Origin of the sequence: Phenylobacterium sp. NIBR 498073, from assembly GCF_027286305.1 — a bacterium.
GTDB lineage: Bacteria > Pseudomonadota > Alphaproteobacteria > Caulobacterales > Caulobacteraceae > Phenylobacterium.
In genome coordinates, this window is the sequence record NZ_CP114599.1 from 818,842 (window position 1) to 842,733 (window position 23,892).

Annotated in this window: 16 protein-coding genes; 6 read left to right on the plus strand and 10 right to left on the minus strand. The window is 67.8% G+C overall.

The window, feature by feature from the left end:
- Nucleotides 1–11 precede the first annotated feature (11 nt).
- The 6 genes from O4N75_RS04170 to O4N75_RS04195 all read right to left on the minus strand — a co-directional run bounded on the left by O4N75_RS04170 (nucleotide 12) and on the right by O4N75_RS04195 (nucleotide 6,405).
- Complete coding sequence (locus tag O4N75_RS04170) at nucleotides 12–1,124, minus strand: S-(hydroxymethyl)glutathione dehydrogenase/class III alcohol dehydrogenase (protein WP_269628111.1); 1,113 nt, start codon at nucleotides 1,122–1,124, stop codon at nucleotides 12–14.
- A gap of 234 nt (nucleotides 1,125–1,358) precedes the next feature.
- Nucleotides 1,359–2,558, minus strand: a complete 1,200-nt coding sequence (locus tag O4N75_RS04175; protein ID WP_269628112.1) for a DSD1 family PLP-dependent enzyme — start codon at nucleotides 2,556–2,558, stop codon at nucleotides 1,359–1,361.
- A complete protein-coding gene (locus O4N75_RS04180; RefSeq protein WP_269628113.1) occupies nucleotides 2,555–3,070 on the minus strand; it encodes a Rid family hydrolase in 516 nt (171 codons plus the stop codon). The genes O4N75_RS04175 and O4N75_RS04180 overlap by 4 nt, the downstream gene beginning before the upstream one ends.
- Nucleotides 3,071–3,170: 100 nt before the next feature.
- On the minus strand, nucleotides 3,171–3,662 hold the full coding sequence (locus O4N75_RS04185) for a RidA family protein (protein WP_267234221.1): 492 nt from the start codon (nucleotides 3,660–3,662) through the stop codon (nucleotides 3,171–3,173).
- A 56-nt stretch (nucleotides 3,663–3,718) separates the two neighbouring features.
- Complete coding sequence (locus O4N75_RS04190) at nucleotides 3,719–5,311, minus strand: FAD-dependent oxidoreductase (protein WP_269628114.1); 1,593 nt, start codon at nucleotides 5,309–5,311, stop codon at nucleotides 3,719–3,721.
- A gap of 557 nt (nucleotides 5,312–5,868) precedes the next feature.
- Nucleotides 5,869–6,405 (minus strand): GNAT family N-acetyltransferase, encoded by a 537-nt coding sequence (locus O4N75_RS04195; protein ID WP_269628115.1) that lies wholly within the window; start codon nucleotides 6,403–6,405, stop codon nucleotides 5,869–5,871.
- A 106-nt stretch (nucleotides 6,406–6,511) separates the two neighbouring features.
- On the opposite strand from O4N75_RS04195, the gene O4N75_RS04200 reads away from it, so the two are divergent.
- Nucleotides 6,512–7,885: an L-serine ammonia-lyase gene (locus O4N75_RS04200; protein WP_269629434.1), complete on the plus strand. Its 1,374-nt coding sequence runs from the start codon at nucleotides 6,512–6,514 to the stop codon at nucleotides 7,883–7,885.
- 104 nt (nucleotides 7,886–7,989) lie between these two features.
- A complete protein-coding gene (locus O4N75_RS04205) occupies nucleotides 7,990–8,385 on the plus strand; it encodes a DUF6491 family protein (RefSeq protein WP_269628116.1) in 396 nt (131 codons plus the stop codon).
- Here the strand turns inward: O4N75_RS04205 and O4N75_RS04210 are convergent.
- On the minus strand, nucleotides 8,382–12,287 hold the full coding sequence (locus tag O4N75_RS04210; RefSeq protein WP_269628117.1) for a CHAT domain-containing protein: 3,906 nt from the start codon (nucleotides 12,285–12,287) through the stop codon (nucleotides 8,382–8,384). The two genes, O4N75_RS04205 and O4N75_RS04210, sit on opposite strands and share 4 nt — an antisense overlap.
- Nucleotides 12,288–12,450: 163 nt before the next feature.
- Between O4N75_RS04210 and O4N75_RS04215 the strand changes: the two genes are divergently transcribed.
- Complete coding sequence (locus O4N75_RS04215; RefSeq protein WP_269628118.1) at nucleotides 12,451–13,551, plus strand: trypsin-like peptidase domain-containing protein; 1,101 nt, start codon at nucleotides 12,451–12,453, stop codon at nucleotides 13,549–13,551.
- Nucleotides 13,552–13,990: 439 nt separating this feature from the next.
- On the opposite strand, the gene O4N75_RS04220 is transcribed toward O4N75_RS04215, so the two are convergent.
- Together O4N75_RS04220 and O4N75_RS04225 are read right to left on the minus strand one after the other, a co-directional pair.
- Entirely contained in the window at nucleotides 13,991–15,355 is a 1,365-nt protein-coding gene (locus tag O4N75_RS04220; RefSeq protein WP_269628119.1) for a hypothetical protein, read from the minus strand.
- Nucleotides 15,356–15,544: 189 nt separating this feature from the next.
- Complete coding sequence (locus O4N75_RS04225) at nucleotides 15,545–16,189, minus strand: recombinase family protein (protein ID WP_269628120.1); 645 nt, start codon at nucleotides 16,187–16,189, stop codon at nucleotides 15,545–15,547.
- Nucleotides 16,190–16,606: 417 nt separating this feature from the next.
- On the opposite strand from O4N75_RS04225, the gene O4N75_RS04230 reads away from it, so the two are divergent.
- The 3 genes from O4N75_RS04230 to O4N75_RS04240 are packed head-to-tail and all read left to right on the plus strand — an operon-like array spanning nucleotide 16,607 to nucleotide 22,959.
- Entirely contained in the window at nucleotides 16,607–18,448 is a 1,842-nt protein-coding gene (locus O4N75_RS04230; protein WP_269628121.1) for a class I SAM-dependent DNA methyltransferase, read from the plus strand.
- On the plus strand, nucleotides 18,448–19,800 hold the full coding sequence (locus O4N75_RS04235; protein ID WP_269628122.1) for a restriction endonuclease subunit S: 1,353 nt from the start codon (nucleotides 18,448–18,450) through the stop codon (nucleotides 19,798–19,800). The genes O4N75_RS04230 and O4N75_RS04235 overlap by 1 nt, the downstream gene beginning before the upstream one ends.
- 3 nt (nucleotides 19,801–19,803) lie before the next feature.
- On the plus strand, nucleotides 19,804–22,959 hold the full coding sequence (locus O4N75_RS04240) for a type I restriction endonuclease subunit R (protein ID WP_269628123.1): 3,156 nt from the start codon (nucleotides 19,804–19,806) through the stop codon (nucleotides 22,957–22,959).
- 266 nt (nucleotides 22,960–23,225) lie between these two features.
- On the opposite strand, the gene O4N75_RS04245 is transcribed toward O4N75_RS04240, so the two are convergent.
- Nucleotides 23,226–23,834 (minus strand): class I SAM-dependent methyltransferase, encoded by a 609-nt coding sequence (locus O4N75_RS04245; RefSeq protein ID WP_269628124.1) that lies wholly within the window; start codon nucleotides 23,832–23,834, stop codon nucleotides 23,226–23,228.
- Nucleotides 23,835–23,892 lie beyond the last annotated feature (58 nt).

Consider the following 23,892-nt stretch of genomic DNA (forward strand, 5'->3'; position numbering starts at 1 on the left):
GCCCCTTGTCGCTAGAACACCACGACCGAGCGGATGCTCTCGCCCGCATGCATCAGGTCGAAGGCCTTGTTGATGTCTTCCAGCGGCATGACGTGGGTGATCATCGGATCGATCTGGATCTTCCCGTCCATGTACCAGTCGACGATCTTCGGCACGTCGGTGCGCCCGCGCGCGCCGCCGAAGGCCGAGCCCTTCCAGACGCGGCCGGTGACCAGCTGGAACGGGCGGGTGGCGATCTCCTTGCCGGCCTCCGCCACGCCGATGATCACGCTCTCGCCCCAGCCGCGATGGCAGGCTTCCAGCGCCTGGCGCATGACGTTGGTGTTGCCGGTGCAGTCGAAGGTGTAGTCCGCGCCGCCGTCGGTCAGGGCGACCAGGTGCGCGACGATGTCGGCGCCGCCGATGTCATTGGGATTGACGAAGTGGGTCATGCCGAACTTGCGGCCCCACTCCTCGCGGTCGGGGTTGATGTCGACGCCGACGATCATGTCGGCGCCCACCATCTTCAGGCCCTGGATGACGTTGAGGCCGATGCCGCCCAGGCCGAAGACGATGCAGTTCGAGCCCGGCTCGACGCCGGCGGTGTTGACCACCGCGCCGACCCCGGTGGTGACGCCGCAGCCGATGTAGCAGGCCTTGTCGAACGGCGCGTCCGGCCGGATCTTGGCCACTGCAATCTCGGGCAGCACGGTGTAGTTCGAGAAGGTCGAGCAGCCCATGTAGTGGGCGATGGCCTGGCCCTTGTAGCTGAACCGGCTGGTGCCGTCCGGCATTTGCCCCTTGCCCTGCGTGCCGCGGATCGCGGTGCAGAGGTTGGTCTTGCGCGACAGGCAGCTTTTGCACTGGCGGCATTCGGGCGTGTAGAGCGGGATCACGTGGTCGCCGGGCTTGACGCTGGTGACGCCGGGGCCGACCTCGACCACCACGCCCGCGCCCTCGTGACCGAGGATCGAGGGGAAGATGCCCTCAGAGTCCAGGCCGTCCAGCGTGTAGGCGTCGGTGTGGCAGATGCCCGTGGCCTTGATCTCGACCAGCACCTCGAACGCCTTGGGACCTTCCAGGTCGACCTCGACGATTTCCAGCGGCTTCTTGGCTTCGAAGGCGACGGCGGCGCGGGTCTTCATGGCGTCCTCATGGGCAGGTTTCGATTCGGCGCACCAGACGGCAGCGGGCGCGCGGAGGCAAGGCCCGTCTTCCGCTCTCTCAAAGGTGTCATCCCGGTTTCGGCGTAGCCGAAGACCGGGACCCATTCGCGCCGTCGTCGCGGGAATGGGCGCGACTGAGCCGCATCCTGCGCCATCAGGTGTTCATGGGGCCCGGCCTTGCTTCGCAAACCGGGATGACACCTGGGCGAGGCGTCAGCGCGAGCTGCGCCGCGCGTCCACCGGCCAGGTCTCGGAGGACCCGTCCTCGTCCACCACGATCAGCGCGTCATAGAGGTTGATGGTCGGGTCGATGTGGCCGGGCTGCAGCCAGACCACGTCGCCGACCTTCGGCGCGTCGGCCGGCCAGGCGATGGCGGCGTCCTCGTCGGCGGCGGTGATGCCGCCGGCGAAGTCGGCGCCGGCGGCCTTGATCACGCCCATCATCGCCGGGTGGAACAGGGCCGCGTGCTCGTCGCCCATCGGCCGCCAGCGCGCGCCCTGCGGGGCGCCGGCCACCACCCGCGCCGGCGGGCCGTCGACCGAGTGCGCCTTCAGCCCCGAGTCGCAGACCACGTGGGTCTTGTGGCGGGCCGAGACCACGCTAGTGGCGATGAACAGCGCCTGGGCGAACGGCCAGGCCTGGCCGTCGATGGCGCCGCAGTCCTCGTACTCGACGTCCATGAACACGTAGGAGCCGGCCTGGATCTCGTTGAACACGCCGCTGGCCAGGTCCTCGACATAGGTGCCGGTGCCGCCGCCGGTGACCAGTTCCGGCTTCAGGCCGGCCTCGGCCAGCTCGCCGACCAGCGCGCCCAGCCGCTGGCGGGTCACCTGGCAGGCGCCGCGCCGCGCCTCAAGGTCGGCCAGGTGCTGCAGGTGGCCGAGATAGGCCTGGATTCCGCGATAGCGCAGGCCCGGCGTCTGGCTGGCCAGCCGCGCCAGGTCCTCGACCTTTTCGGGCGGCACGCCGGTGCGATGGGTGCCGAGGTCGATGTCGACCACCAGGCCGATCGTGGTTCCCGCAGCTTGCGCCGCCGCGCCCAGCCGCGCGATCTGCCCGGCGTCGTCGGCGACCACCGCGATGTTCACGCCCGACTTGGCGATGGCGGCGATCTTTTCTGCGCCCCACGGCGCCGGCGGCGAGGTGATCAGCAGGTCGCGCACGCCGGCCTCGGCGTAGGCCATCGCCTCGCCCACCGTCTGGCAGCACAGCCCGACCGCGCCCAGTTCGACCTGTCGGCGGCCCAGCGTCGTGCACTTGTGCATCTTGCCGTGGGCCCGCAGGCCGACCCCGGCGGCGCTGCACGCAGCCTGCATGGTCGCCAGGTTCGCCTCCAGCGCCGCGCGCCGCACGACCAGGGCCGGCGTCACGGGAGGCTGGAACGAGAGCAGGGGGCCTAGGGTGTCGGTCACGGTTTCCTCGCCGGCGAATGGACGATGAGCTGGACTTCTACGATTCCGGTCTCACCGAGGACCCCGGTCGTACCAACCGCGGTCCAGGCTGGATAGGGCGGCTTGAAGTATTCGCCGACCATCTCCTCGAAGGCGGAGAACTGCTGGTCCTTGGTACCGGCGAAATTGGGCCCCTCCCAGACATGGAACGAGTTGATCATCGCCACGTCGGCGAAGGTCGCGCCCGATGCGGTCAGGGTCTTCTTCAGCTGTTCGAAACTGCGCCGGGTCTGGGCCTTGAAGGCCTCTGTGTCGTTGGCTTCGCCGGGCGCGCGGAACACCACCACGCCCGAGACGTAGAGCGTGTCGCCGGCCCGCCGCGCGGCGGCGTAACGCCACTCGTCGTGCGCCTTCTTGGCGCCGGCGTTCGGCAGGATCACCTCGCCGCCGGGGGTGGGAAGCCGGATCGGATATTCCTGGGCGCCGGCCGAACCGGCGGCCAGCAGAAGGACGGCGAGGATCAGGGCGCGCATGGGGGTTCTCGTCTGAAAGGCGGAGCTTCCGACAAGTTCCCCGCGCGCGCCAGCGGCAAGCGTCGGTCGACCGGGCCCGCCGCCCGGCCGACCAAGGCGCCTACTTCTTCGGCTTGGCGGCCTGGACCTCGATCTCGACCATCATGCCCGGCGCCACCAGGGCGGCGACCTGGCTGGTGATGCGGGCGGTCTTGTTGGGCTGGGTCTCGGTTCCGTAGAACTGCTTGTAGCCCTCCATCATGCCGGCGAAGTCCATCGCCCCGCCCTTGGCCGGGTCGCCGACCAGCAGCACCCGCATCATGAACACGTCGCCGTGGGTCAGGCCCTCGGCCTTCAGGATGTCCTCGATGCGCTTGAGGACGCCGATGGTCTGGGTCTTGGTGTCGCCGAACTGCGGCGGCGTTCCGGCCGGCGCCCCGGCGTTCAGCGCCGGCGGGGTGATGCCGCTGACGTACATGATGTCCGTGCCCGCCGGCACCACGGCCGCCTGCAGGATCGGCGAGGTCGCCGCTCCTATCCGCTTGACCTGGGCGGCGGCGGGCGTGGCGGCGACCAGCGCCAGCAGGGCGGCCGGCAGGATGAACTTTCGCATGAAATTCGGTTTCCTATGACTGAGCTTGGCTATTGGGCAGGCGATTGCGATGACGATCAAGCCGCCGCGCGGGGTTCCACCAATGCCCGCTGCTTCACCTGTTCGTTGAGCGCCGCGATCGTGCGTTGCGCCGAATAGACGGCGCCTTCCTGCCAGCCGGGCGTCTGGCTGAGGTGTGCGCCCGAAAAATGCACACGCCCGTGCGGCTGGTTCAGCAGCCGGTACTCCGCCGAATCGAAGTGCCCCTCCTGCACGCCGCCGCGCTCGCCCCAGCGCGGCCAGGGCCCCATGTTGTAGGGGATCTTGCTCCAGTTCACGACAACCGGATTGGTCAGCTCCGCGTCGCGTCCGGGGTGCAGTTTGCCGACCACGCTGCGGGCCATGGCGATCTGCTCGGCCAGCGGGCGCTTGGCGAAGCCCTCGGCGCGCGAGCCTGAGCCGTAGCAGGCCAGCAGCATGCCGCGCTCGGTGTGCAGGCCGTTGGACGGATACCAGACCAGGCTGGTCTCGCCGCCGACGAACGAGATGCCGCCGTAGATCTGCTCCTTCTCCCAGAACCGCGGCGCGTCGAAGCCGATCTTGTTGGAGAAATCGTTGGGCGCCGAGGCGATCGCCGCCTTCACGTCCTTGGCGAAGTTGTTGTCGATCTTGGCCAGCAGCGCCAGCGGCAGGGTGATGATCGTGTAGTCGCCCTCGACCGCCTGGGTCTTGCCGCTGACGGTGTCGCGATAGGTGATCTTCACGCCCTTGCCGTCGGCCCGGATCTGGGTGACCTCGGCGTTCCTGATCACCGGGCTGCGGATGGCGCGCTCGAAGCCGGCGATGATCTGGTCCATGCCGCCGACCGGCTGGAACATCGTCGCCTGCATGTTGATGTTGTCTTCGAACAGGGTGGCGCCGATCTGCGGGTGGCCGATCAGGTCGCGGAACGCCGCCGGATCGCGCGCCTTCGCGAACTGGTCCGCCGCGCCGGGCGCCTGCAGCAGGCCCGAACGCTCGGTGCCCTTGAACGCCATGTCCTCGCCGAGGTCGCCATAGGCCTTCAGGAACGGCAGCAGCTTTTCCTTGTCCTCGAGGCTCAGGTCCTGGTCGAGGGCGCCCTTGTTCACCGCCTTGGCCAGCAGCTCGGAGATGTAGCCGCGGGTGTCGTTGACCCCCTGGCGCATCTGCAGCTTCTTGCCGCCGTCGGCCCAGAGGTAGGCGCTGCGGCTGGAGTTGATCTCGACCTCCAGCGGCACGCCCAGCTTGCTGCAATAGGACAGCAGCCCCTGGTGATGGCTGGGAATGCGCGCCGGCCCCGCGTTCATGTAGAGCCCGTCGGAGAAGCGCACGGTCTGCGTCTCCTCGCCGACCATCTCGACCTTGTCGCCGTCGCGCAGCGTCCAGTTGCGCCCGCCCAGGCGCCCGCGCGCCTCCAGCAGCGTCACGTCATAGCCGGCCCGCTCCAGCTCATAGGCCGACACCAGGCCGGCGACGCCGCCGCCCAGAATGACCACCCGCTTGCCGCGGCCCGCGTCCGCGGCCATCGCCGGCGTCGCCGCCGACGCCACCGCGCCCATCAGACCCAAGGTCCGCATCGCCGAATAGGTCGCGCCGTAGCCGCCGGTCGCGCCAAGGCGGTGAAGAAACAGACGCCGACTGATCCCCATCTCTCAAGTTCCCCGATCAACCACCAAGGCGGTCATGACCGGCCCGCTCGCCTGTCGGTTCAAGCACGCGGCCGGTCTTCGGCCGGCTCCCTCGACGGCGTGATCAAGCGCGGGGCGCCGCCCGCTTGAATATTCCGCACTCGGAACACTGTCCGAATGCCAGGAAAAACCCATCCCGCAGGTATTGGTTAAAAGCGCAGGCGCCGGTGTACGAATGTCGGGCAGCAGTCGGCCCATCGGCAGCCTCGCGGGCGGGCGCTGATTGACAGTGGACGCCTGCCGCGCGGAGTCTTCCGACGTCGCGGCGGTTCATTTTCCTGCCTGGGCGCCAGTAGCGGCAAGACAAGAAGCAAAAGATGCGCCTGCGATGCCTGTGCCAAGTCCAGACGCGCCGATGCTCTGCGCATCGCTCGCTGCGACCCTTTTTCGAAACGTTCCGCCGCGATGCGGCCAGGCCCGCGCGCGCCCGGCAACGACGCGATCATCGACTGCGCCAAGATTCAGGTGAAGTTCTGATCCGAAATGGGGCGGCCTCGCGCGGGCCGCCCGATTTCGTCTCAGATCGCCTTGCCCATCCGCACCAGCGGCACCTTCACACCGTTCGAGGTCTGCGCCTCGAACGGTTCGATGCGCTGGTAGCCGCAGGCGGCGTAGAGCGGCTCGCCGGCCATGGTCGCGGCCATCTCGCAGCGGCTGAAGCCCTCGGCTTTCGCCTTCGCTTCGCAGGTGGCCAGGATCAGGCGTCCGACCCCGCATCGGGTGAAGTCGGGACTGGTGTACATCGCCCGCACCCGCGCCGGGTCTGTGGCGGGGTCGACCAGCGCCGCGTCGCGCCCGGCCGAGTGGTCGCCGCCGAACAGGGTGGCGCGCCGGCTCCAGCCGCCGCACCCGGCGATCGCGCCGTCGGCCTCGACCACATAGTAGGTGCCGTCCTCGATCAGCTGCGTGTCGAGGCCCATCACCTCCTGCGAGGCGAGCACCTCGGCCGGCGGCAGGAAGGCGGGCAGCAGCTCCTTGATCGCGCGGTCCATCACCGCCTTCAGGGCGGGGATGTCGCCGCTGACGGCGGAGCGAATGGTCAGGGTCTGGCTCATGGACATTAGCTAGCGACGCGGGCCGCCCGCGTCACCCTTACGGCTTTCACTAGGGGACGCCTTGCCCCGGCTTGGCGCAATTCACGCAATGACGTACCAACCTGCCATGGCGAGCGCGTTCGATTTGTTCAAGTTGGGTGTGGGCCCGTCCAGCTCGCACACCATGGGTCCGATGACCGCCGGCGCGCGCTTCCTGCGGCGCCTGGGCGACCAGGGGCGCTTGGCGAAGGTCACGCGCGTGGAGGCCGTGCTCTACGCCTCGCTGGCCCTGACCGGGCGCGGCCACGCCACCGACCGCGCGGTGATCCTGGGTCTCGCTGGCTTCGTGCCGGCCAGCATCGATCCCGACGCCGCCGACGCCGCCCTGGAGACGATCCGCGCGACCGGCCGCCTGAAGCTCGGCGACGAGGGGCCGGAGATCGACTTCGACGAGGCCCGCGACATCCTCTGGGAAGGCCGCACCCGCCTGCCGCAGCATCCCAACGGCCTGGCCTTCCGCGCCTTCGGCGGCGAGGCGATGCTCGACGAAAAACTCTACTTCTCGATCGGCGGCGGCTTCGTGGTCGACGAGGCCGAGTTGGCGGTCAACGCCGCGCCGGTCCGCGCCGCGGCCGAGCCCTATCCCTACGCCTCGGGCGCCGAACTGCTGGCCCAGGCGCAGGCCGCGGGCCTGACCATCGCGCAGCTGATGTTCGCCAACGAGACGGTCGTGCGGACCCCCGCCGAGGTCGAGGTCGGCCTCGACGCCATCTTCGCGGGCATGGAGGCCTGCATCGAGCGCGGCCTGCGCCAGGAGGGCTGCCTGCCCGGCGGCCTGAAGGTCCGCCGCCGCGCGCGGCAGATCCACACCGACCTGATGAGCAAGGTCGAACGCAACATCTCCGATCCGCTCGCCGCCCTCGACTGGGTCAATCTCTGGGCGCTGGCGGTGAATGAGGAGAACGCCGCCGGCGGCCGCGTCGTCACCGCCCCGACCAACGGCGCGGCCGGGCTGCTGCCGGCGGTGCTGCGCTACTACGACCGCTTTCACCGCGGCGGGCCGGAGGGGCGGCGGACCTTCCTGCTCACCGCTGCGGCGATCGGCTCGCTCTACAAGCGCAACGCCTCGATCTCGGGCGCCGAGGTCGGCTGCCAGGGCGAGGTGGGCGTCGCCTGCTCGATGGCCGCCGCGGGGCTCACCGCCGCGCTGGGCGGGACCAACGCCCAGATCGAGAACGCCGCCGAGATCGCCATGGAGCATAATCTGGGCCTCACCTGCGACCCGATCGGCGGCCTGGTCCAGATCCCCTGCATCGAGCGCAACGCCATGGGCGCGGTGAAGGCGATCGACGCCTCGCGCCTGGCCCTGCTCGGCGACGGCCAGCACACCGTCTCCCTCGACAAGGTCATCGCCACCATGAAACGCACCGGCGAGGACATGAACGAGATCTACAAGGAGACCTCGCTGGGCGGCCTGGCCGTCAACGTCGTCGAGTGCTGAGCCGCCCGATGAACGCCCGATGAACGACCCTCTCAAGGGCAGTTCAAGGCGTCGTTTCTAGCGTTCGGTCCTGGGCTGGGCGTCCTCTGAAAGGGACACGCGACATGAAGATCCTGATCGCCGCGCTCGCTGGAGGCGCGATGCTGCTGGGCGCAACGCTCGCCGCGGCGAACCCGGCCCCGAACTCCGCGACGGCCGAGCGCCCGCTCGGCGTCGACGCCCGCATTCCGTTCGCCGCCACCACCGGCATTCGCAACTTCCAGGCCGACGGCGACGATGCCCTGTGGATCGAGGGCCAGCGCGGCGAGTGGTATCGCGCCGAGCTGTTCGGCCCCTGCATCGGCCTCGACCATGCGATGAAGGTCGGCTTCGTGCCCCGCGGGACCAGTTCGCTCGACCGCTTCGGTCAGGTGCTGGTCGACGGCTCCAAGTGCCAGATCTCCAGCCTGGTGACCTCGGCCCCGCCGCCGGCCAAGGCCAAGAAGGCCAAGGCCTCCTAGGGCGGCGACAGCCGCAGCACGACCGCCTGGCCGCCCAGCGCGCCGCCCAACAGCGCCTCGCCCGGACGGCTGGCGTCGATATCTGACAGGTAGATGTTGGAGCCTGAATCCAGCAGCTTGGGCGCGGACACCGTTCCATTGTCGCCCAGGGTCAGCACCATCGCCCCGACTCGGCTGCTCACCGTCGGGTCCAAACCAAGTTCGTCTCGAAAGTCGACCTGAGCGACCTTTGCCGCGGCCACCAGGGTCCCGCCGTCGGCGCGCGGTCCCATCGCCCGCACCTCCGACCAGCCCAGGCTGTCGTCGCGATAGACGAGGCGCGACTGCAAGCCGGCGTCCAGCGCGATCACCCCGGCCTTCAGCTCGCCGTCGCAGGCGGCCATGAAGCCGCCGCCCAGCAGCACGCGCCCGCCCTGGGCCAGGGCCGTGGGCGCCGTCCAGCCGGTCAGCTGTTGAGACCCGATCAGCGCCCCGGTGCGGCGGTCGCGCAGCTCGGCCCAGGTGATCGGCACGCCCCTACAGGGCTCCAGCTCCCAGTCATCCTCACCGAACGGCGACCTTGGCGGCTCGGGATGGCGCGCGGAGTAGGTGAGCAACAGGTGCTCGCCCAGCATTGATAGCGTCGCGTCCTCGATCGCCATAGCTCGGGGCGGCGTGACGGCGAACAGCCGCCGCGGCCCCTGCGCGGCGTCAACCAGCATCACCTGCAGGCGGTCGGCGATCTCCTCGCCGCCGGTGTGGACACGCGCGGTCCTGTCCAAGATCGCCACCGCGGCCTGGCTCGACCCCAGCGCGACGCCGGTCGCAGCCAGCAACTCCCGTCCAGGCGCGCTCTCGCCGCGCCAGGTCGCGCGCACCGCGCCGCTGGCCGTGTCCAGGGTCATCAGCACGGGCGCCATCCGTCCGTCGTCGCCTAGGGCGCCGCCGCCGGCGATGACGCTGGAGCCCAGCTCGACCAGCAACTGGGTCGGGTGGTTCATGGCGGTCTCACGTCGCCAGCGCCCGATGCTTTCCACGTGGGAGCCCGCCGGAAAGTCCAGCACCCGCGCTAGCGAGGCCTCGCCGGAGCGTCGCAGCGCGACGACCTCGCCGCCGACGCCGGAGAGCGGCTCCACCGCCACGACCCCGCCCGCCCGCGGGGCCGGCGGCGGCGGTCGCGCGCCGTCGCCCAGTACGATCAGCGGCGCCCAGAACCGCGGATGCAGGTAGGCCCGCGAGGGCGGCGCGGTCAGGAACGCTCGTTGGGCGCCGGCCAGCGCCAGGGCCGGGCTCTCGCCATGCTCGGTCCGCAGGGTCGCGAAGGTGGTCGCCACCACCTCCTTGGTGGTCTCCGAATCCACCGCCCACAGCGAGCCCAGGGTCGAGGGCACGCCGGCCACCGCAAAGGCCGAGGCCAGGGCCGGCAGCTCGCCGGCCATCTGCGCGACGTCGTAGTTGGCGGTGTTGCAGGCCGACAGCGCCACGAACCGCGCCCCCAGGTTCAGGTCGGCGATCTCCGAGGCGGTCAGCAATCCGTCGTCCCAGGAATCGATCGACGAAATTGGGGTCAGGGCCAGCGCCGGCTCGCTCAGCCCCTCGATCTCGTCGCGTATCAGCCCATGCGTGGCGAACGACAGGTAGCGGTAGGATCCCAGAAGCTGGCCGCGCACGCCGCGCTCGGTCGCCGCGTTCTGGACCAGCAGCTTGGTCGAAGCGAACCCCTTGGCCGAACGCTCCAGCTCGTCCTTGGTCTCCGGCAGCGGCGCCAGGGCGGCCAGGCCCGCGCTGCGCGAGCCCTTGAGCAGCATCCTGGCGCGGTCCTCGCCCTGGTCGGTCGCCCCGCTCAGCACCGGGTCGCCGACGCCCAGAAAGTCGAAGTCCGACGCCGGGGCCAGCGCGCCTGAGCGCGCCGCCAGGATCGCGCCCGGCGAGCCGGCGTAGCTGACCGCGTGCCGGCGCATGAGCCAGTCGGCCTGCGCCAGGTCGTAGCCTTCGCCGAGCTTCGGCGGGGCCTGGGGCAACAGCACCGACAACGGCAGCGGCGTGACCGAGGCGTCGGCCAGCCACAGCAGGTGGTCGCCGGCCTTCACGCAGCCCTCGAACGGCGCGATCAGCAGCTTGTGCATCCGCACTGCCGCGGCGGCCGGGAACTGGGCGTCGAGCTCGTCGGAGGGCGCGTGCCCGGCGGTCAGCGCCGCCTGCAGGATCTTGATGTCCAGCGTGGCCTGCCGCAGGTCGGCCGGCGCGACCAGCCGCATCGCCCGGTCCTGGCGTACGCACATATAGGCCATGCCGCCCGGAACCATGGCCACGCTGAGCGCCGCCTCGCCGGGACGCAGCGCCGCCTGGAACCGCTTGAGGTCGACGAGGTTCGACCCCGTCGCCGGCTCGAGCGAACGGTCGATCTCCGCCAATCGGACGGCGAAGTCGCGCAGCGCTGCGCGCGTCCCCCAGACATGCGTCAGCGGGACGACCGGCTCCGGCGCCCGGGGCGCGGCCAGCTTGGTCAGTTCCGCGCGCTCGTACGCATCGCGCCGCGCCCGCAGCCGCAGGCCCTGGTGGATCGCGCGGCGCTGCAGCGCGTCCTTGGCCTGGGACAGGGCGACCAGGGCGTCGGCATCGATGTTCGCCTGCATCCGTCCGGCCAGCTGGAACAGGATGAAGTTCGTGTCGTCCGCCCTGGGACCATCCTGGTCGGCCTGGGTAAGGGCGAACGAGATCAGGATCTGCTCGATCGCGGCCGGCCGGCGCGAGGCCCCGACGCCCAAGGCCGGCGCCCGCTTCGCAGCGTCTGCGATCAGGCGGCCGGTCTGCGCCAGGCCCGCCTGCCGCTCGGCCCCCGGCGGCAGCGCCAGGGCGCGTCCGGCCATGCGGTAGATCGCGGCCGGCTCGGCGTTTGCCCCCGCGCCCGCCTCAAAGGGCGCGGCCTGCGCCAGGGCCTTGGCGACGACCGGGTCGGGCCGCTGTTCGATCGCCGCGACCAGGGCCCGCGCCGCCAGATAGGTGGTTTCCTCGAAATCGGCCGGGGTTCGTCCCGCGCGGTCGTAGAGCTTGCGGTAGGGATGGGCGTCGATCGCCTCGCGCGCGCACTCCGGCTTGAGCAGGGCGGTGCAGGCGACGGCCTTGCGGGTCAGGGCCTGGGCGGTCACGTAGGCGCGGCTGTCGGCGTCCAGCTCGATGGCGCCGGCGGTGGCGGCGGCCAGGTCCAGCACCGGCAGGGCGGCGGCGAACTGACCCTGCTCCAGCAGCAGTTCGGCCTCGATCAGGCGGTACATCATCGCATCGACGCTGTGCGGCGGCAGCGAGGCGGCGATGAACCCGCTGCCGGCCCGATAGACGCCGTAGGCGCGGTCGCTCTGGCCCAGCACCCGCAGGCTGTCGATGGCGTCCGACAGCGCCCAGGCGATCAGGAAGGCGTCGTCCTGCGGGTTCCTCAGCGAGGCGATCAGCGACAGGGTCTTGTCGACGCTCACGCGGGCGCCGGCGTAGTCGTCCTGTTCGAGCTGGATGCTCGAAGCCAGCGAGAGGCGGCGCAGGTAGAGGCTGGGGTTGGCGGCGTTCTCCTGGCGCCAGAGGTCGCCCTCCAGGATCTTCGCGGTCACCGGCGCGGCCCCGTAGGTGAACTTGCCGTAGTCCAGGAAGTAGCCGGTGCGCCGGACGTCCTCGCGCCGCGCAAGCTCGTTCGCCGCGGCCGGTGGGGGCAGGGCGATGTAGTTCGGAACCTGCTCCAGGACGCAGTCGCGGTCGCGGCCGTGGATGCAGATCTCCAGCAGCGTGGCGGTCGCCGCCCGGCGTGCGGTGGGATCCAGGTCCTTGCCTGCCAGCTGGCGCTCCAGCTGCTGGCGCGCGGTCTGGGCCTTGCCCTGGAAGTACAGGCCCCATGGCGAGGTCTCGGCCGCCACCGCCGGTTGCGAGCTGAGCAACAACGCGCCTGCGAGCGCGCTCCACGCCGCTAGGCTCCGCCTGGGCGAAGTCTTCGGGGGAAAAGGCGCCATGCGGCGGCTCCAAATCTGCGCGGCGGTGGTGCTTCTAGCTTCACCATCATACGGATTAGCGCAATCGGCGGTAGGCCATGCGGGCGGCGCGATGCCCGCTCCTGGTCCCGACGCGGTCGGCGGCAAGCGCCCGGTGGGCGCCGCCCCCTCGCTGCCCGGCGCGGCCGCGGCGCGCTATGCGGCGGCCCTGGACGGGGCGGCCGCGCAGCCCCGACAGGTCACCCGCGGGGCCAAGGACGCCCAGGTCTACCAGGCCGCTGCGCCCTCGGTGGTGCTGGTGCTGGCCGGCGACGGCTTCGGTTCCGGCGCCCTGATCAGCGCCGACGGCAAGATCGTCACCAACCTGCACGTCGTCGGCGACGCCAAGGAGGTCGGGGTGGTGTTCAAGCCGGCGGCCGAGGGCGCGTCCTTCGGCAAGGCCGACGTCCGCCGCGCCAAGGTGATCCGCCGCGACGAGGTCGCCGACCTCGCCCTGCTGCAGGTCTCCGAGGTGCCGGCCGGCGCCAAGCCGCTGCCGCTGGCCGCCTCGAGCGCGGTGCAGGTCGGCTCGGACGTCCACGCCATCGGTCACCCGACCGGCCAGGCCTGGACCTACACCCGCGGCATCGTCAGCCAGGTGCGCAAAGACTACGCCTGGCGCACCGAGATGGGCCTCGACCACAAGGCGACGGTCGTGCAGACCCAGACCCCGATCAATCCGGGCAATTCCGGGGGCCCGCTGCTGGACGACAATCTCGAGATCATCGGCATCAACAGCTTCAAGAGCGACGGCGAGGGGCTGAACTTCGCGGTCTCCGCCGACGACGTACGCGTCTTCCTGGCCTTGAAGGAGGATCGCCGTGCGAACCGGTCGGCCGGGCAGCGCGCGGTCTCCGCCGGCGGCGAGTGCGAGGCGGTGGCGCTGAAGGAGTGGGCCGTCTCCGATCCTAAGGGGCTCGGCTACCTGATCGACGTCAACTGCGACGCCGAGGGCGACTTCGTGATGATCGAGCCGGCCAAGAAGAGCGAGCCCTACACCTACCTGTTCGACCACGACGGCGACGGCAAGATTGACGCCGAGATCACCGACCTCGGCCGCGACGGGAACTTCGACGAGGCGCTGCTCGACGTCGACGGCGACGGGACCTACGACCTGGTCGGCCAGTTCAAGCCCGGCGAGTCCGACCCCTACCGCTACGAGCGCATCAAATAGCCGGCGGGGTCATTCCCCGCGCTGGAAGGTGATCCCCATCTCGTCGGCGGCCGACCACCAGGGGCCAGCAGGGCGAGGATGAGTTCGAACGCTTCGACGCCGTGCATCCGCTCGGTCCCCCGACGACGGCGCCGCGCGGCCGTCCAGCTGCTGGATCTCGAACGAATCGCGCTCGTGCGCCGGCCCGGACATCAACAGCCCACGTATCCGCCGGTCAGGCGCTACGCAAAGTCGTCATTGGGGGAATTTGGCGGTGAGAGAGGGAAGAGACCCTGAACTCTGGCCGATCGGTTAAGTCCATGTTTTCACGATAGCTTTGGGTCGAGTGGGGTCAATGTTGTGGAGCTCCGGGTGGAGCATTGTGGAGCAGGTGCCGTTGGATTGACGTTCTGAGCTTCAGGGGTGAGCCTCTCACCCCGTTTGGTCATCAGTCCACCGATCAGAGAAACCCCTCATCGGTTCGCCATGCACCACCGCTACCGAGCAAGCTCGCAAGGTCCTTTTCTGGAAGGGTGATGGGGGAACCCATTTTGTACCGCTGGGGAGCGCCCAGGAGCGGCAGAGCGGCCTGGGCGGGTAGGTTGGTAGCCCCGGCAAGAGGAGCCGCTGTAGGGCCCGAAACCTGAGCTGTCCTATCCACCGCTTGCAGGACTGAAAGGCGCAGATGGTGGAGCCGTTGCAGATGACTTCCTGCAGCGTGGACAAGCGCCTGCGCCTGGCTCGATGCGGTGAGCCCATAGTAGGCCAGTTCGACAGTGGTCGCCTCGAAATGGACCCGGTCGAACTCGGGAAGGGATAGCCGGAGGTTCAGAAGCCCGCCCTCGACCGCGAACACCGCGGCGAAAAGTGCGGACAGACGTGCCTCCGGCGGGGCAGGCGCCAGGACGGAGCCGACACCGGGGGTCCGCGCGAGCATTTGCAATGCGGCCCGACCCTCGCGCGTATGCATGTCGTAGGCGGCGGATAGCAGGGGGCCGATGCGCTCCTGGTTAGGCAGGCTGTTGCTGCGCAGCTCGATCTCGCGTGTGGCACCCTGGAATATCTGCCAGAGCGGCAGGAAGCTGACGAACATGCAGCCTCCGCCCCGCGTCGCCGCCCGGTCGGCCAACCAGTAGAAGATCAATGGCATTCCGCTGTCGGCCATCACCTTCATCAGGCTCCAGCGAGGGCGCGCATTGTCCGTCGGAACATTGACGTTCCAGTACCGCTTGGTCCCTGCCAGCAGCCATGCTGCGAGCATCCGACGCTCGACAGGCTGGACGAGATCCGTCGCCAGGGTCGTAAGGTCAGAGTCGGAAAGGAACTTCCACTCGTCCATCGTGGGATGCAGCGCGCGGTTGAAGTCCACGACGACGCAAAGGTTACACGCGCTTCGGTCCTTCCACCCCGAGGCCAGCAAGGCGGCCAGCCACACCGCTGCTTTCTGCTCCCCCGCGAGCTTCCGGCTTGGCCGATGTCCTGCTAGCGCCAGAGTGGCGGCCAACCGGGCGCAGTCGTGACCGGGACGGTGACATGGTCGCGGCGGGGCGCACCTGCCGGTCAGGCGGCTGTTCGGGTTGATCTGACGAAAGGCGACGCGGGCGTGGTGACGGTGGCCTTCGCATTGAACGGCAAGGCCCACCGGCAGGAAGTCATCATCACCTCGCGGCCCTTGCCCTATGGCGGTCACCGCTACTTCTTCACCTGTCCGGATACCGAGAAGCCATGCGAAGCCCTGGCGCTTGTGGGCGACAGGTTCGCGTCCCGGCAGGCGCATCGCCTCGCTTATTGGTCCCAAAGCGAAGACGGGCTTGGTCGTCTTCATCGTCGGGTTGACGCGCTCGGGGCTCGTCTCTGGCCTGGTGATCGTGGGCGACCGCGAGGGCGAAACCGAAAACGCCTCAGCGAGGCCTGGGCCGAGGCCAGCGCTCAGCTCGAAGCGCGGCTTGAAGCGGCCCTGGGCTCCGCCGCCGCCACCGAAGCTGGCCAGGAGAAGCCGGTGGAGGCGTTCGGCCTAGGGCGGCGTCAGTGGCCCTCGGCGGCGGCTCCGAAGCGCGGACGGCTGCGTCGGCGCGGGGCCGACTGACGCGTCGGCCCCGTAGCGCTTCACGGTGGCCTCTGAGAGGCCAAAGTGCTGGGCGGTCATTTTGATGCTGGCCCCTTGCTCACGCCGCCAGGCGATCACCTGGGCGGCGTCGGCGGCCTTTGGGCGGCCTAGGCTCTCCTTGCCCCGGTGCGTCCTCCCTGTGGCCTCCAGCGACGCCCTAGCGGCCTTTCGGCCCGCCTCGGTACGCTCGCGGATCTTGCGGCGCTCAAGGTCTGCGACTTGGGCCAGCACCGCTAAGATCAGTTCGCCTATGTCGCCTGAGATGGCGCCGAGGCCGTGGACGTGCACGGTGATGCCGTCCCGCATCAACCTGCGCACGGTAGCCTGCACGTCCAAAGCATCGCGGCCCAGGCGGTCCACCGCGTAGACATGCAGCTCGTCGCCCTTGCGGATCTGCTCTAGCAGCTTTGCGAAGCCAGCGCGTTCGGCAGCCATCACAGCGCCGCTCACGCCGTTGTCGTTGAACTCCCTGTCGAACGGACCACCAAGCGCCTGGCGCTGGGCCTCAATGGACTGATCGGCGGTCGACACTCGGTAGTAGGCGAAGCGCATGGCTGGTGGCTCAAAAGATAGGGTGACGATTTCTCTAGCTCATAAGGTGGCTCACATGTGCGCGTCAAGTATGTTGTGAGCCATCGCGCAAAAGGTACAAGTTGCGCGCTATGTGGCGGCTTCGAGGAATGCTGCAGTCGATTCCCTCCCGAGAATTTTCGCGCGGCTGTGCCCCCCCCGGCCCGCGATGGGTGGCCCTGGGGGAGGGGGCTCTTAAGCTGGAAGGGCGTTCGTCCGCATCTCCTAACCCGGGGGTACTTGTTCCTCTCTCCGCCCCGAACAGGTTACTTCCGTCATGGCCAGGCTGGCGCGCGGAGCGGTTCGGCGGCAAGATCGGAAGTCATGGTTCGTGCGACCGAATTTGGCGTGCCTACCGGTAGGTTACGGCGTGTCGGGTGATGCGCTCGGGGGGAGTCGTTGGAAGAACAGTTTCTGGATGCGCTCCGCGCCCTTGGCGGGTCGGCGGGGAATGGGCGGCTGCGTGAGGCGCTCGGCTGGGACGGGGCGGCCTATGACGGCGTACGCGCGACCCTGATCGAAAAGGGGCTGGTCAAGCCCGGGCGCGGGCGCGGCGGTTCGGTGGCGCTGGCCGACGGCGAAGGCTCGACCGATGGGGGCGCGGGCGAGAAGGCGGCGGCTCCCAAGCGTGCGCCCCGCGAGAAAGCCGCCAAGTCCGCCAACGGCGGCGATCTCGGTTTCGAAGGGGAGCTGTTCAAGGCGGCTGACAAGCTGCGTGGTAACCTGGAGCCCTCGGAGTACAAGCACGTCGCGCTCGGCCTGATCTTCCTCAAATACATCTCCGAGGCCTTCGAGGCGCAGTACGAGAGGCTACAGGCCGAGGAATTCGCCGATCCTGAGGACCCGGAGGAGTACCTGGCGGCCAACGTCTTCTGGGTGCCGCAAGAGGCGCGCTGGGCCAACCTCCAGGCCAACGCCAAGCGGCCCGAGATCGAGTTCTTCGATGTCGTCACCAAGCAAACCAAGAAGGGCGACATCGGTGGCCTGATCGACAACGCGATGGAGGCCATCGAACAGGCCAACGTCGCCGTCCTAAAGGACGTGCTGCCGAAGACCTACGCCCGGCCCCAGCTCGACAAGACCATGCTGGGCGAGCTGATCGACCTCTTCTCCAACATCGACCTGATGCACAAGCACGGCGAGGCGAAGGACCTCCTGGGGCGCGCCTACGAGTACTTCATCTCGCAGTTCGCCGGGGCGGAGGGAAAGCGGGGCGGCGAGTTCTTCACCCCTCGCTCGGTGGTGCGGACCATCGTGGCGATGCTGGAGCCGACCAAGGGCCGCGTCTACGACCCCTGCTGCGGGTCTGGTGGAATGTTCGTGCAGTCCGAGGCGTTCGTCGAAGAGCACCAGGGCAAGCGATCAGACATCGCCATCTACGGTCAGGAGCGCAACCACACGACTTGGCGGCTCTGCAAGATGAACCTCGCGGTGCGGGGCATTGACGCCGACATCAAGTGGAACAACGAGGGCTCCTTCATTCGCGACGAGTTCCCCCAACTCAAGTTCGACTACGTGATGGCGAACCCGCCGTTCAACATCTCGGACTGGTGGCAGGGGAGCCTGGACGGGGACGCGCGCTGGGCGTTCGGCACGCCACCGCAGGGGAACGCCAACTTCGCTTGGCTCCAGCACATCCTCCACCATCTGGCCCCGCGCGGCACGGCGGGCGTGGTGCTGGCCAACGGCTCGATGTCCTCACAGCAGTCCGGCGAGGGCGATATCCGCAAAGCCATGGTGGAGGCCGATGTTGTTGACTGCATGGTCGCGCTGCCGGGCCAGCTCTTCTACTCCACGCAGATTCCCGCCTGTCTGTGGTTCTTGGCCCGCGACAAGAGCGCCAACGGTCACCGCAACCGGGGCGGCGAAATCCTGTTCATCGACGCCCGCAAGATGGGCCACTTGGTGGATCGGACGCGGCGGGAGCTGTCCGAGGCGGATATTCAGACCATCGCGGACACCTATCATCGGTGGCGAGGGAACCCGGAGACGGTCGCGGCGCTCGGGCTGGAGCCTTACGCGGACCAGCCGGGGTTCTCCCGGTCGGCCTCGCTTGACGAGGTGCGGAGTCACGCTCACGTGCTCACGCCGGGGCGCTATGTCGGGACCACGAACGAGGAGGAAGACGGGATCAGCTTCCAGGAAACGTTCGGGAGGCTGCGGACGAAGTTGGAGGCGCAGTTCGCCGAGGCGCGAGCCTTGGAGGCGCGAATTGAAACCGCTCTCGGAAGGCTGAACTGATGCTTAGCCGCCCACTGGGTGAAATAGCCTCTTTCGTGAACGGCGACCGGAGTTCCAATTATCCGAGCGGAACGGATTTCGTGCCTGTCGGAGTGCCGTTCGTCAGCGCCGCTGATCTGGAAAACGGGGCAGTAGATTGGGCTTCGACAAGGAAGATATCCGAGGCTGCTTTTGATCGGTTGCGAAGTGGAAAAACGCTCATCGGAGACCTACTTTTTTGTCTTCGAGGCTCCTTGGGAAAGGTTGCCCGGGTTCAGGGACGAGACAGGGCCGCCATTGCATCCTCACTCGTTATCGTCCGCGCTAAGGAAGCGGTCCTCCAGGATTACCTCTTCTATGTCTTGAGTGGCCCTGTTGGTCAAAGAGCCGCGGAAATACTAAACAACGGTTCAGTTCAGGGGAATATATCGGTCCGAGATCTGCAAAGGACACCCGTTCCCCTGCCGTCCTTGGCTGAGCAGAAAGCAATAGTAGAAGTTCTTGGCGCTCTTGAAGACAGGATCGAGCTGAACCAGCGAATGAACAAAACGCTGGAGAAGATAGCTCAGGCGATTTTCCGCGATTGGTTTGTTGAATTCGGCCCCGTTCGACGCAAGCTTGCTGGTGTTTCTGACGCCACCAAAATACTGGGAGGTCTCGTCCCCGGTGAGAATAGGGCTGCGGAGCTTGCGCAACTATTCCCCTCGAAATTTTCGCCGGATGGTGCGCCTGAGAACTGGTCGCGAGCATTTCTAGGCGACTACTTCGCTCTTGAACGCGGCCTGTCCTACAAGGGAGAGTTTCTCGCCGACGAGGGCAATCCCATGATTAATCTGGGATGCTTCTTGGGGCGCGGACGATTTTCCAACGAAAGTCTAAAGCGTTATGTCGGTGAGTACCGACCGCGGCATACGGTGTCCATCGGGGATCTGGTGATAGCGAACACCGATATGACTCAGGATCGCGTTATATTGGGAAGCCCTCACATCGTAGAGGATTGCCCAGATACCCAGCCGCTGCTGTTCTCGCATCATGTCTACGCGGCGCGGCCACGATCCCCAGGCGCAGAAGCGTGGGTTCAATTCTTCTTTTATCATTTGCTGCAACCAGCGTTCCGTGAGCGCGCAGAGGGATTTGCGACTGGAACAACCGTCCTCGCGCTGCCCAAAGACGCTATTGAGCGGTTCGAATTCGTGATGCCGTCCGAGCCACTTTACCTTGAATTTCGTGAGATTGTCGGCCCGCTAAGGGCACGCCACGCTGCCAACCAGCGCGAATGCGTCACCCTGGCTGAAGCTCGCGACTACCTCATTCCTCGCCTCATGTCTGGCGAAGTCAAGGTGCGCGATGTCGCCCGCGGATTGGCGGCATAGGTCATGGCGGAGGGCTTCTCTGAGGACGTCGTCGAGCACGCCGGGATCGAAATCCTGAAGGACCTCGGCTGGGTACATCTCCATGGGGCGTCCATCGCGCCGGACGGTCCCGTGCCGCAGCGTCAGTCTTTCTCCGAGCCGCTGCTGATCAAGCGCCTCGCGACGGCCCTGGAGAAGCTCAACCCCACCGCCCCGCAGGGCGCACGGGAGGAGGCGATCCGCAAACTGGTCACCAGCGAGACCCCGTCGCTGGTCGAGGAGAACCGCCGCATCCATCGGATGATCACCGGCGGGGTCGATGTGGAGTACCGCGCGGCGGATGGCCGGATTGTCGGCGACAAGGTCTGGCTGATCGACCTTGCCAATCCCGACGCCAACGACTGGCTGGTGGTCAACCAATTCACCCTGATCGAGGGGCGGAACAACCGGCGGCCGGACCTCGTGCTGTTCGTCAACGGCCTTCCGCTGGCGGTGATTGAGTTGAAGAACGCGGCGACCGAGTTCGCGACCATCGCCGAGGCCTATAACCAGCTCCAGACCTATCGGGAGCAGATCCCCAGCCTGTTTCGCACCAATGCGGTGCTGATCACCTCGGACGGCATGGAGGCGCGCATCGGCTCGCTGACCGCCGACCAGGAGCGGTTCATGCCCTGGCGGACGGAGACCGGCGAGGACTTCGCCCATCGCGGCACGCCGGAACTGGAGACCCTTCTGCGCGGGGTGTTCAACAGAGAGCGCTTCCTGGCGCTGATCCGCGACTTCATCGTCTTCGGCGACAAGGGCGACGGGCCGTTCAAGATCATCGCGGGCTACCACCAGTTCTTCGGGGCGCGGAAGGCGGTGCGCGAGGCTGTGGAGGCCAGCCAGCCGGACGGCGACCGCAAGATCGGCGTGATCTGGCACACGCAAGGGTCCGGCAAGAGCTTCCTGATGGCCTTCTTCGCGGGTCTGGTGGTCAAGGCTCGTGAGCTGGAAAACCCTACGGTGGTCGTGCTGACCGACCGCAACGACCTGGACGATCAGCTCTTCTCGACGTTCAGCCTCTGCCAGGACCTGATCCGCCAGACGCCGCAACAGGCCGACAGCCGCGACGCCTTGAAGGCGCTCCTGGAACGCAACTCCGGCGGGGTGATCTTCACGACGGTCCAGAAGTTCTCGCCGGAGCGGGGCGAGGAGGTGTTCCCGCAGCTCAGCGACCGCCGCAACGTCATCGTCATGGCGGATGAGGCGCACCGCAGCCAGTACGGCTTCGACGCCAAGCTGAACCGCGAGACGGGCGTGCGGCGCTACGGCTACGCGCACTACATCCGTCAGGCCCTGCCGAACGCCTCGTTCATCGGCTTCACCGGCACGCCCATCGAGGCGGCCGACGTAAACACCCCAGCGATCTTCGGCGACTACATCGACATCTACGACATCAGCCGGGCGGTCGAGGACGGCGCGACGGTGCCGATCTACTATGAGAGCCGTCTGGCGCGCATCGAGCTGAACGAGGACGAGAAGCCGAAGATCGACGCCGAGATCGAGGCCCTGGTCGAGGACGAGGCCCTCACCGAAGCCGAGAAGATGAAGGCCAAGTGGTCCACGGTGGAGGCGCTGGTCGGGTCGAAGAAGCGCCTGTCGCTGATCGCCGCCGACCTCGTGCAACACCTGGACGCCCGCATCGATGCGCTGGACGGCAAGGCCATGGCGGTCTGCATGAGCCGCCGCATCTGCGTCGAGCTCTACAACGAGATCGTGGCCTTGCGGCCGCAATGGCATTCAGACGACGATGCGGCGGGGGCGATCAAGATCGTGATGACGGGCGCGGCGTCCGACCCGCTGGAGTGGCAGCAGCACATCGGCGGCAAGCGGCGGCGCGACGACCTCGCCAAGCGCGCGCGCAATCCCGACGATCCCCTGCGGCTGGTGCTGGTGCGTGACATGTGGCTGACCGGCTTCGACGCGCCGTGCATGAACACCATGTACATCGACAAGCCGATGCGCGGGCACGGGCTGATGCAGGCTATCGCGCGGGTGAACCGGGTGTTCAAGGACAAGCCCGGCGGGCTGATCGTGGACTACATCGGCATCGCCCAGAACCTGCGCTCTGCGCTCGGCCAGTACACGTCCTCGGATCGCGAGAAGACCGGCATCGACGAGGAAGCCGCCGTCGCGGCCATGTTAGAGCGGTACGAGATCGTGCGCGGCATCTTCCACGGCTTCGACTACATGCCGGGGATCACCGGCGCGCCGATGCAGCGCCTGAGCTGTCTGGCGGGAGCCATCGACTGGGTCCTGCGGTGGGGCGAGGCGGAGGCCGCCAAGGCCAAGACGCCGGACGACAAGAAGAAGGCCTTCCGCCGCTACCAGGACCTCATGCTCGAACTCGGCAAGGCCTACGCGCTGGCGTCCTCCAGCGACGCTGCAAGGGAAGTCCGCGACGAGGTCGGCTTCTTCCAGGCCGTCCGCGCAGCCATCGCCAAGAGCACGCTCAGCGGCAAGATCAGTGCCAAGGACCGCGCCTTCGCGGTGCAGCAGCTCATCGACCGCGCCGTGGCCTCCACCGAGATCGTGGACGTGCTCAAAGTGGCCGGGATCGAGACCCCGGACATCTCGATCCTGTCGGACGAGTTCCTGGTTGAAATCCAGGGCATGGAGAAGAAGAACCTCGCCCTGGAGGCCCTGCGGAAGCTCCTGAACGGGGAGATCGTCAGCCGCTCGCGGACCAACGTCGTGGAGAGCCGCGCGTTCTCAGCGCGGCTTGAGGAGGCTGTGGCCCGCTATCACGCCGGGGCGCTGTCGGCTGCGGAGATGATTTCCGAGCTGATCGCCATGGCGAAGGACATGAAAGAGGCCCGGCTGCGGGGCGACGCCCTGGGGCTGAGCGCCGAGGAGTTGGCCTTCTATGATGCGCTCGCCGAGAACGACAGCGCCCTCGAAGCCATGGGCGACGAGAAGCTGCGGGTGATCGCCCACGAGTTGCTCGAACACCTGCGGGCCAACGTCACTGTGGATTGGCAACACCGGGAAAGCGCGCGGGCGCGGATGCGAATCCTCGTGAAGCGCATCCTCAAGCGGTACGGCTACCCGCCTGACCTCGCCGACGACGCCGTGCAGACCGTCCTGGCCCAAGCCGAAATTCTTCTTCGTGAAGTGACGGCGCAGAGCGGTAAGTGAAGCGGTGGGGCAGAGGATGTTCGCCGTCGGATTCTTGAGGCTCTGACAATCTATCTTGGTCACCGCATTCTGGACCATACGCCTATCGCCTCGCTGGTTGGCGGGGTGATTGGCGGGTCGGGACGCGAAATCGCCTAAATATTCAATGAAATCAACGGGGGTTGGCGGATCGCATAGCCAGGCGCGAACGCGTCTCCAGCCTGGCCGCCGTGGCTGACGGGACCGATGCGCGCCTCACCCGCGAGGCGCGCATCTCGTCATGCGCATTACGCGTCCGGAGCGGGCGGCTTTCTGGCGACGAGGTCGATCAAGGCGGACATGCCCGAATGGCCTTGGCCTTCGTGCAGTTCGCTGTCGTGCTCGGCAAGTTGGAGAATCTCGAAATCAGCGAAGGCCTCTTCCAGCAGGCCTCGCGTATAGAGTTGTTCGCGCTGCCTCGGCCCGCCGGTGGCGTAGGCGATCTGTTCGGGCCTGTAGCCCTCCATCAGGATAAGGCCGCCGGGCTTCAGCGTGCGCTTCATGCCCTCGAAAATCACCGATCGGAGTTGGGGGGCGGCGAACTGGATGAAGATGGCCGCGACGACGTCGAAGCATTCGGCCCGCCATTCCCAGTCTTCGATCTGCGACAGCCGATAGTCGACCGCCACGCGCTTCTCGGCGGCAAGCTGGCGGGCCTTGCTCAGACCGGTGGTCGAGGCGTCAAAGGCCGTTACGCTCAGGCCTTGCGAGGCGAGCCACACGCTGTTCCGCCCCTCGCCGTCGGCGACGGCGAGCGCGGTCTGGCCCGGTTCAAGAAGATGACCGCAGGAGATCAGGAAGCGGTTGGGTTCGACGCCGAACACATAGTCCGCCCCCGAGTATCTTTGATCCCACATCAGCTATCTCCGTTCCGGGGCCGTCATGTTGCAAGCTTGCACGAGTGAAGGGCGATGA

Bases quoted from the DNA above. Each gene is read 5' to 3' on its own strand.
- O4N75_RS04170 (WP_269628111.1), bottom strand. From the start codon at position 1,124: ATGAAGACCCGCGCCGCCGTCGCCTTCGAAGCCAAGAAGCCGCTGGAA.
- O4N75_RS04180 (WP_269628113.1), bottom strand. From the start codon at position 3,070: ATGCGCGCCCTGATCCTCGCCGTCCTTCTGCTGGCCGCCGGTTCGGCC.
- O4N75_RS04185 (WP_267234221.1), bottom strand. From the start codon at position 3,662: ATGCGAAAGTTCATCCTGCCGGCCGCCCTGCTGGCGCTGGTCGCCGCC.
- O4N75_RS04190 (WP_269628114.1), bottom strand. From the start codon at position 5,311: ATGGGGATCAGTCGGCGTCTGTTTCTTCACCGCCTTGGCGCGACCGGC.
- O4N75_RS04195 (WP_269628115.1), bottom strand. From the start codon at position 6,405: ATGAGCCAGACCCTGACCATTCGCTCCGCCGTCAGCGGCGACATCCCC.
- O4N75_RS04200 (WP_269629434.1), top strand. From the start codon at position 6,512: ATGGCGAGCGCGTTCGATTTGTTCAAGTTGGGTGTGGGCCCGTCCAGC.
- O4N75_RS04205 (WP_269628116.1), top strand. From the start codon at position 7,990: ATGAAGATCCTGATCGCCGCGCTCGCTGGAGGCGCGATGCTGCTGGGC.
- O4N75_RS04215 (WP_269628118.1), top strand. From the start codon at position 12,451: ATGCCCGCTCCTGGTCCCGACGCGGTCGGCGGCAAGCGCCCGGTGGGC.
- O4N75_RS04220 (WP_269628119.1), bottom strand. From the start codon at position 15,355: ATGAAGACGACCAAGCCCGTCTTCGCTTTGGGACCAATAAGCGAGGCG.
- O4N75_RS04225 (WP_269628120.1), bottom strand. From the start codon at position 16,189: ATGCGCTTCGCCTACTACCGAGTGTCGACCGCCGATCAGTCCATTGAG.
- O4N75_RS04235 (WP_269628122.1), top strand. From the start codon at position 18,448: ATGCTTAGCCGCCCACTGGGTGAAATAGCCTCTTTCGTGAACGGCGAC.
- O4N75_RS04240 (WP_269628123.1), top strand. From the start codon at position 19,804: ATGGCGGAGGGCTTCTCTGAGGACGTCGTCGAGCACGCCGGGATCGAA.
- O4N75_RS04245 (WP_269628124.1), bottom strand. From the start codon at position 23,834: ATGTGGGATCAAAGATACTCGGGGGCGGACTATGTGTTCGGCGTCGAA.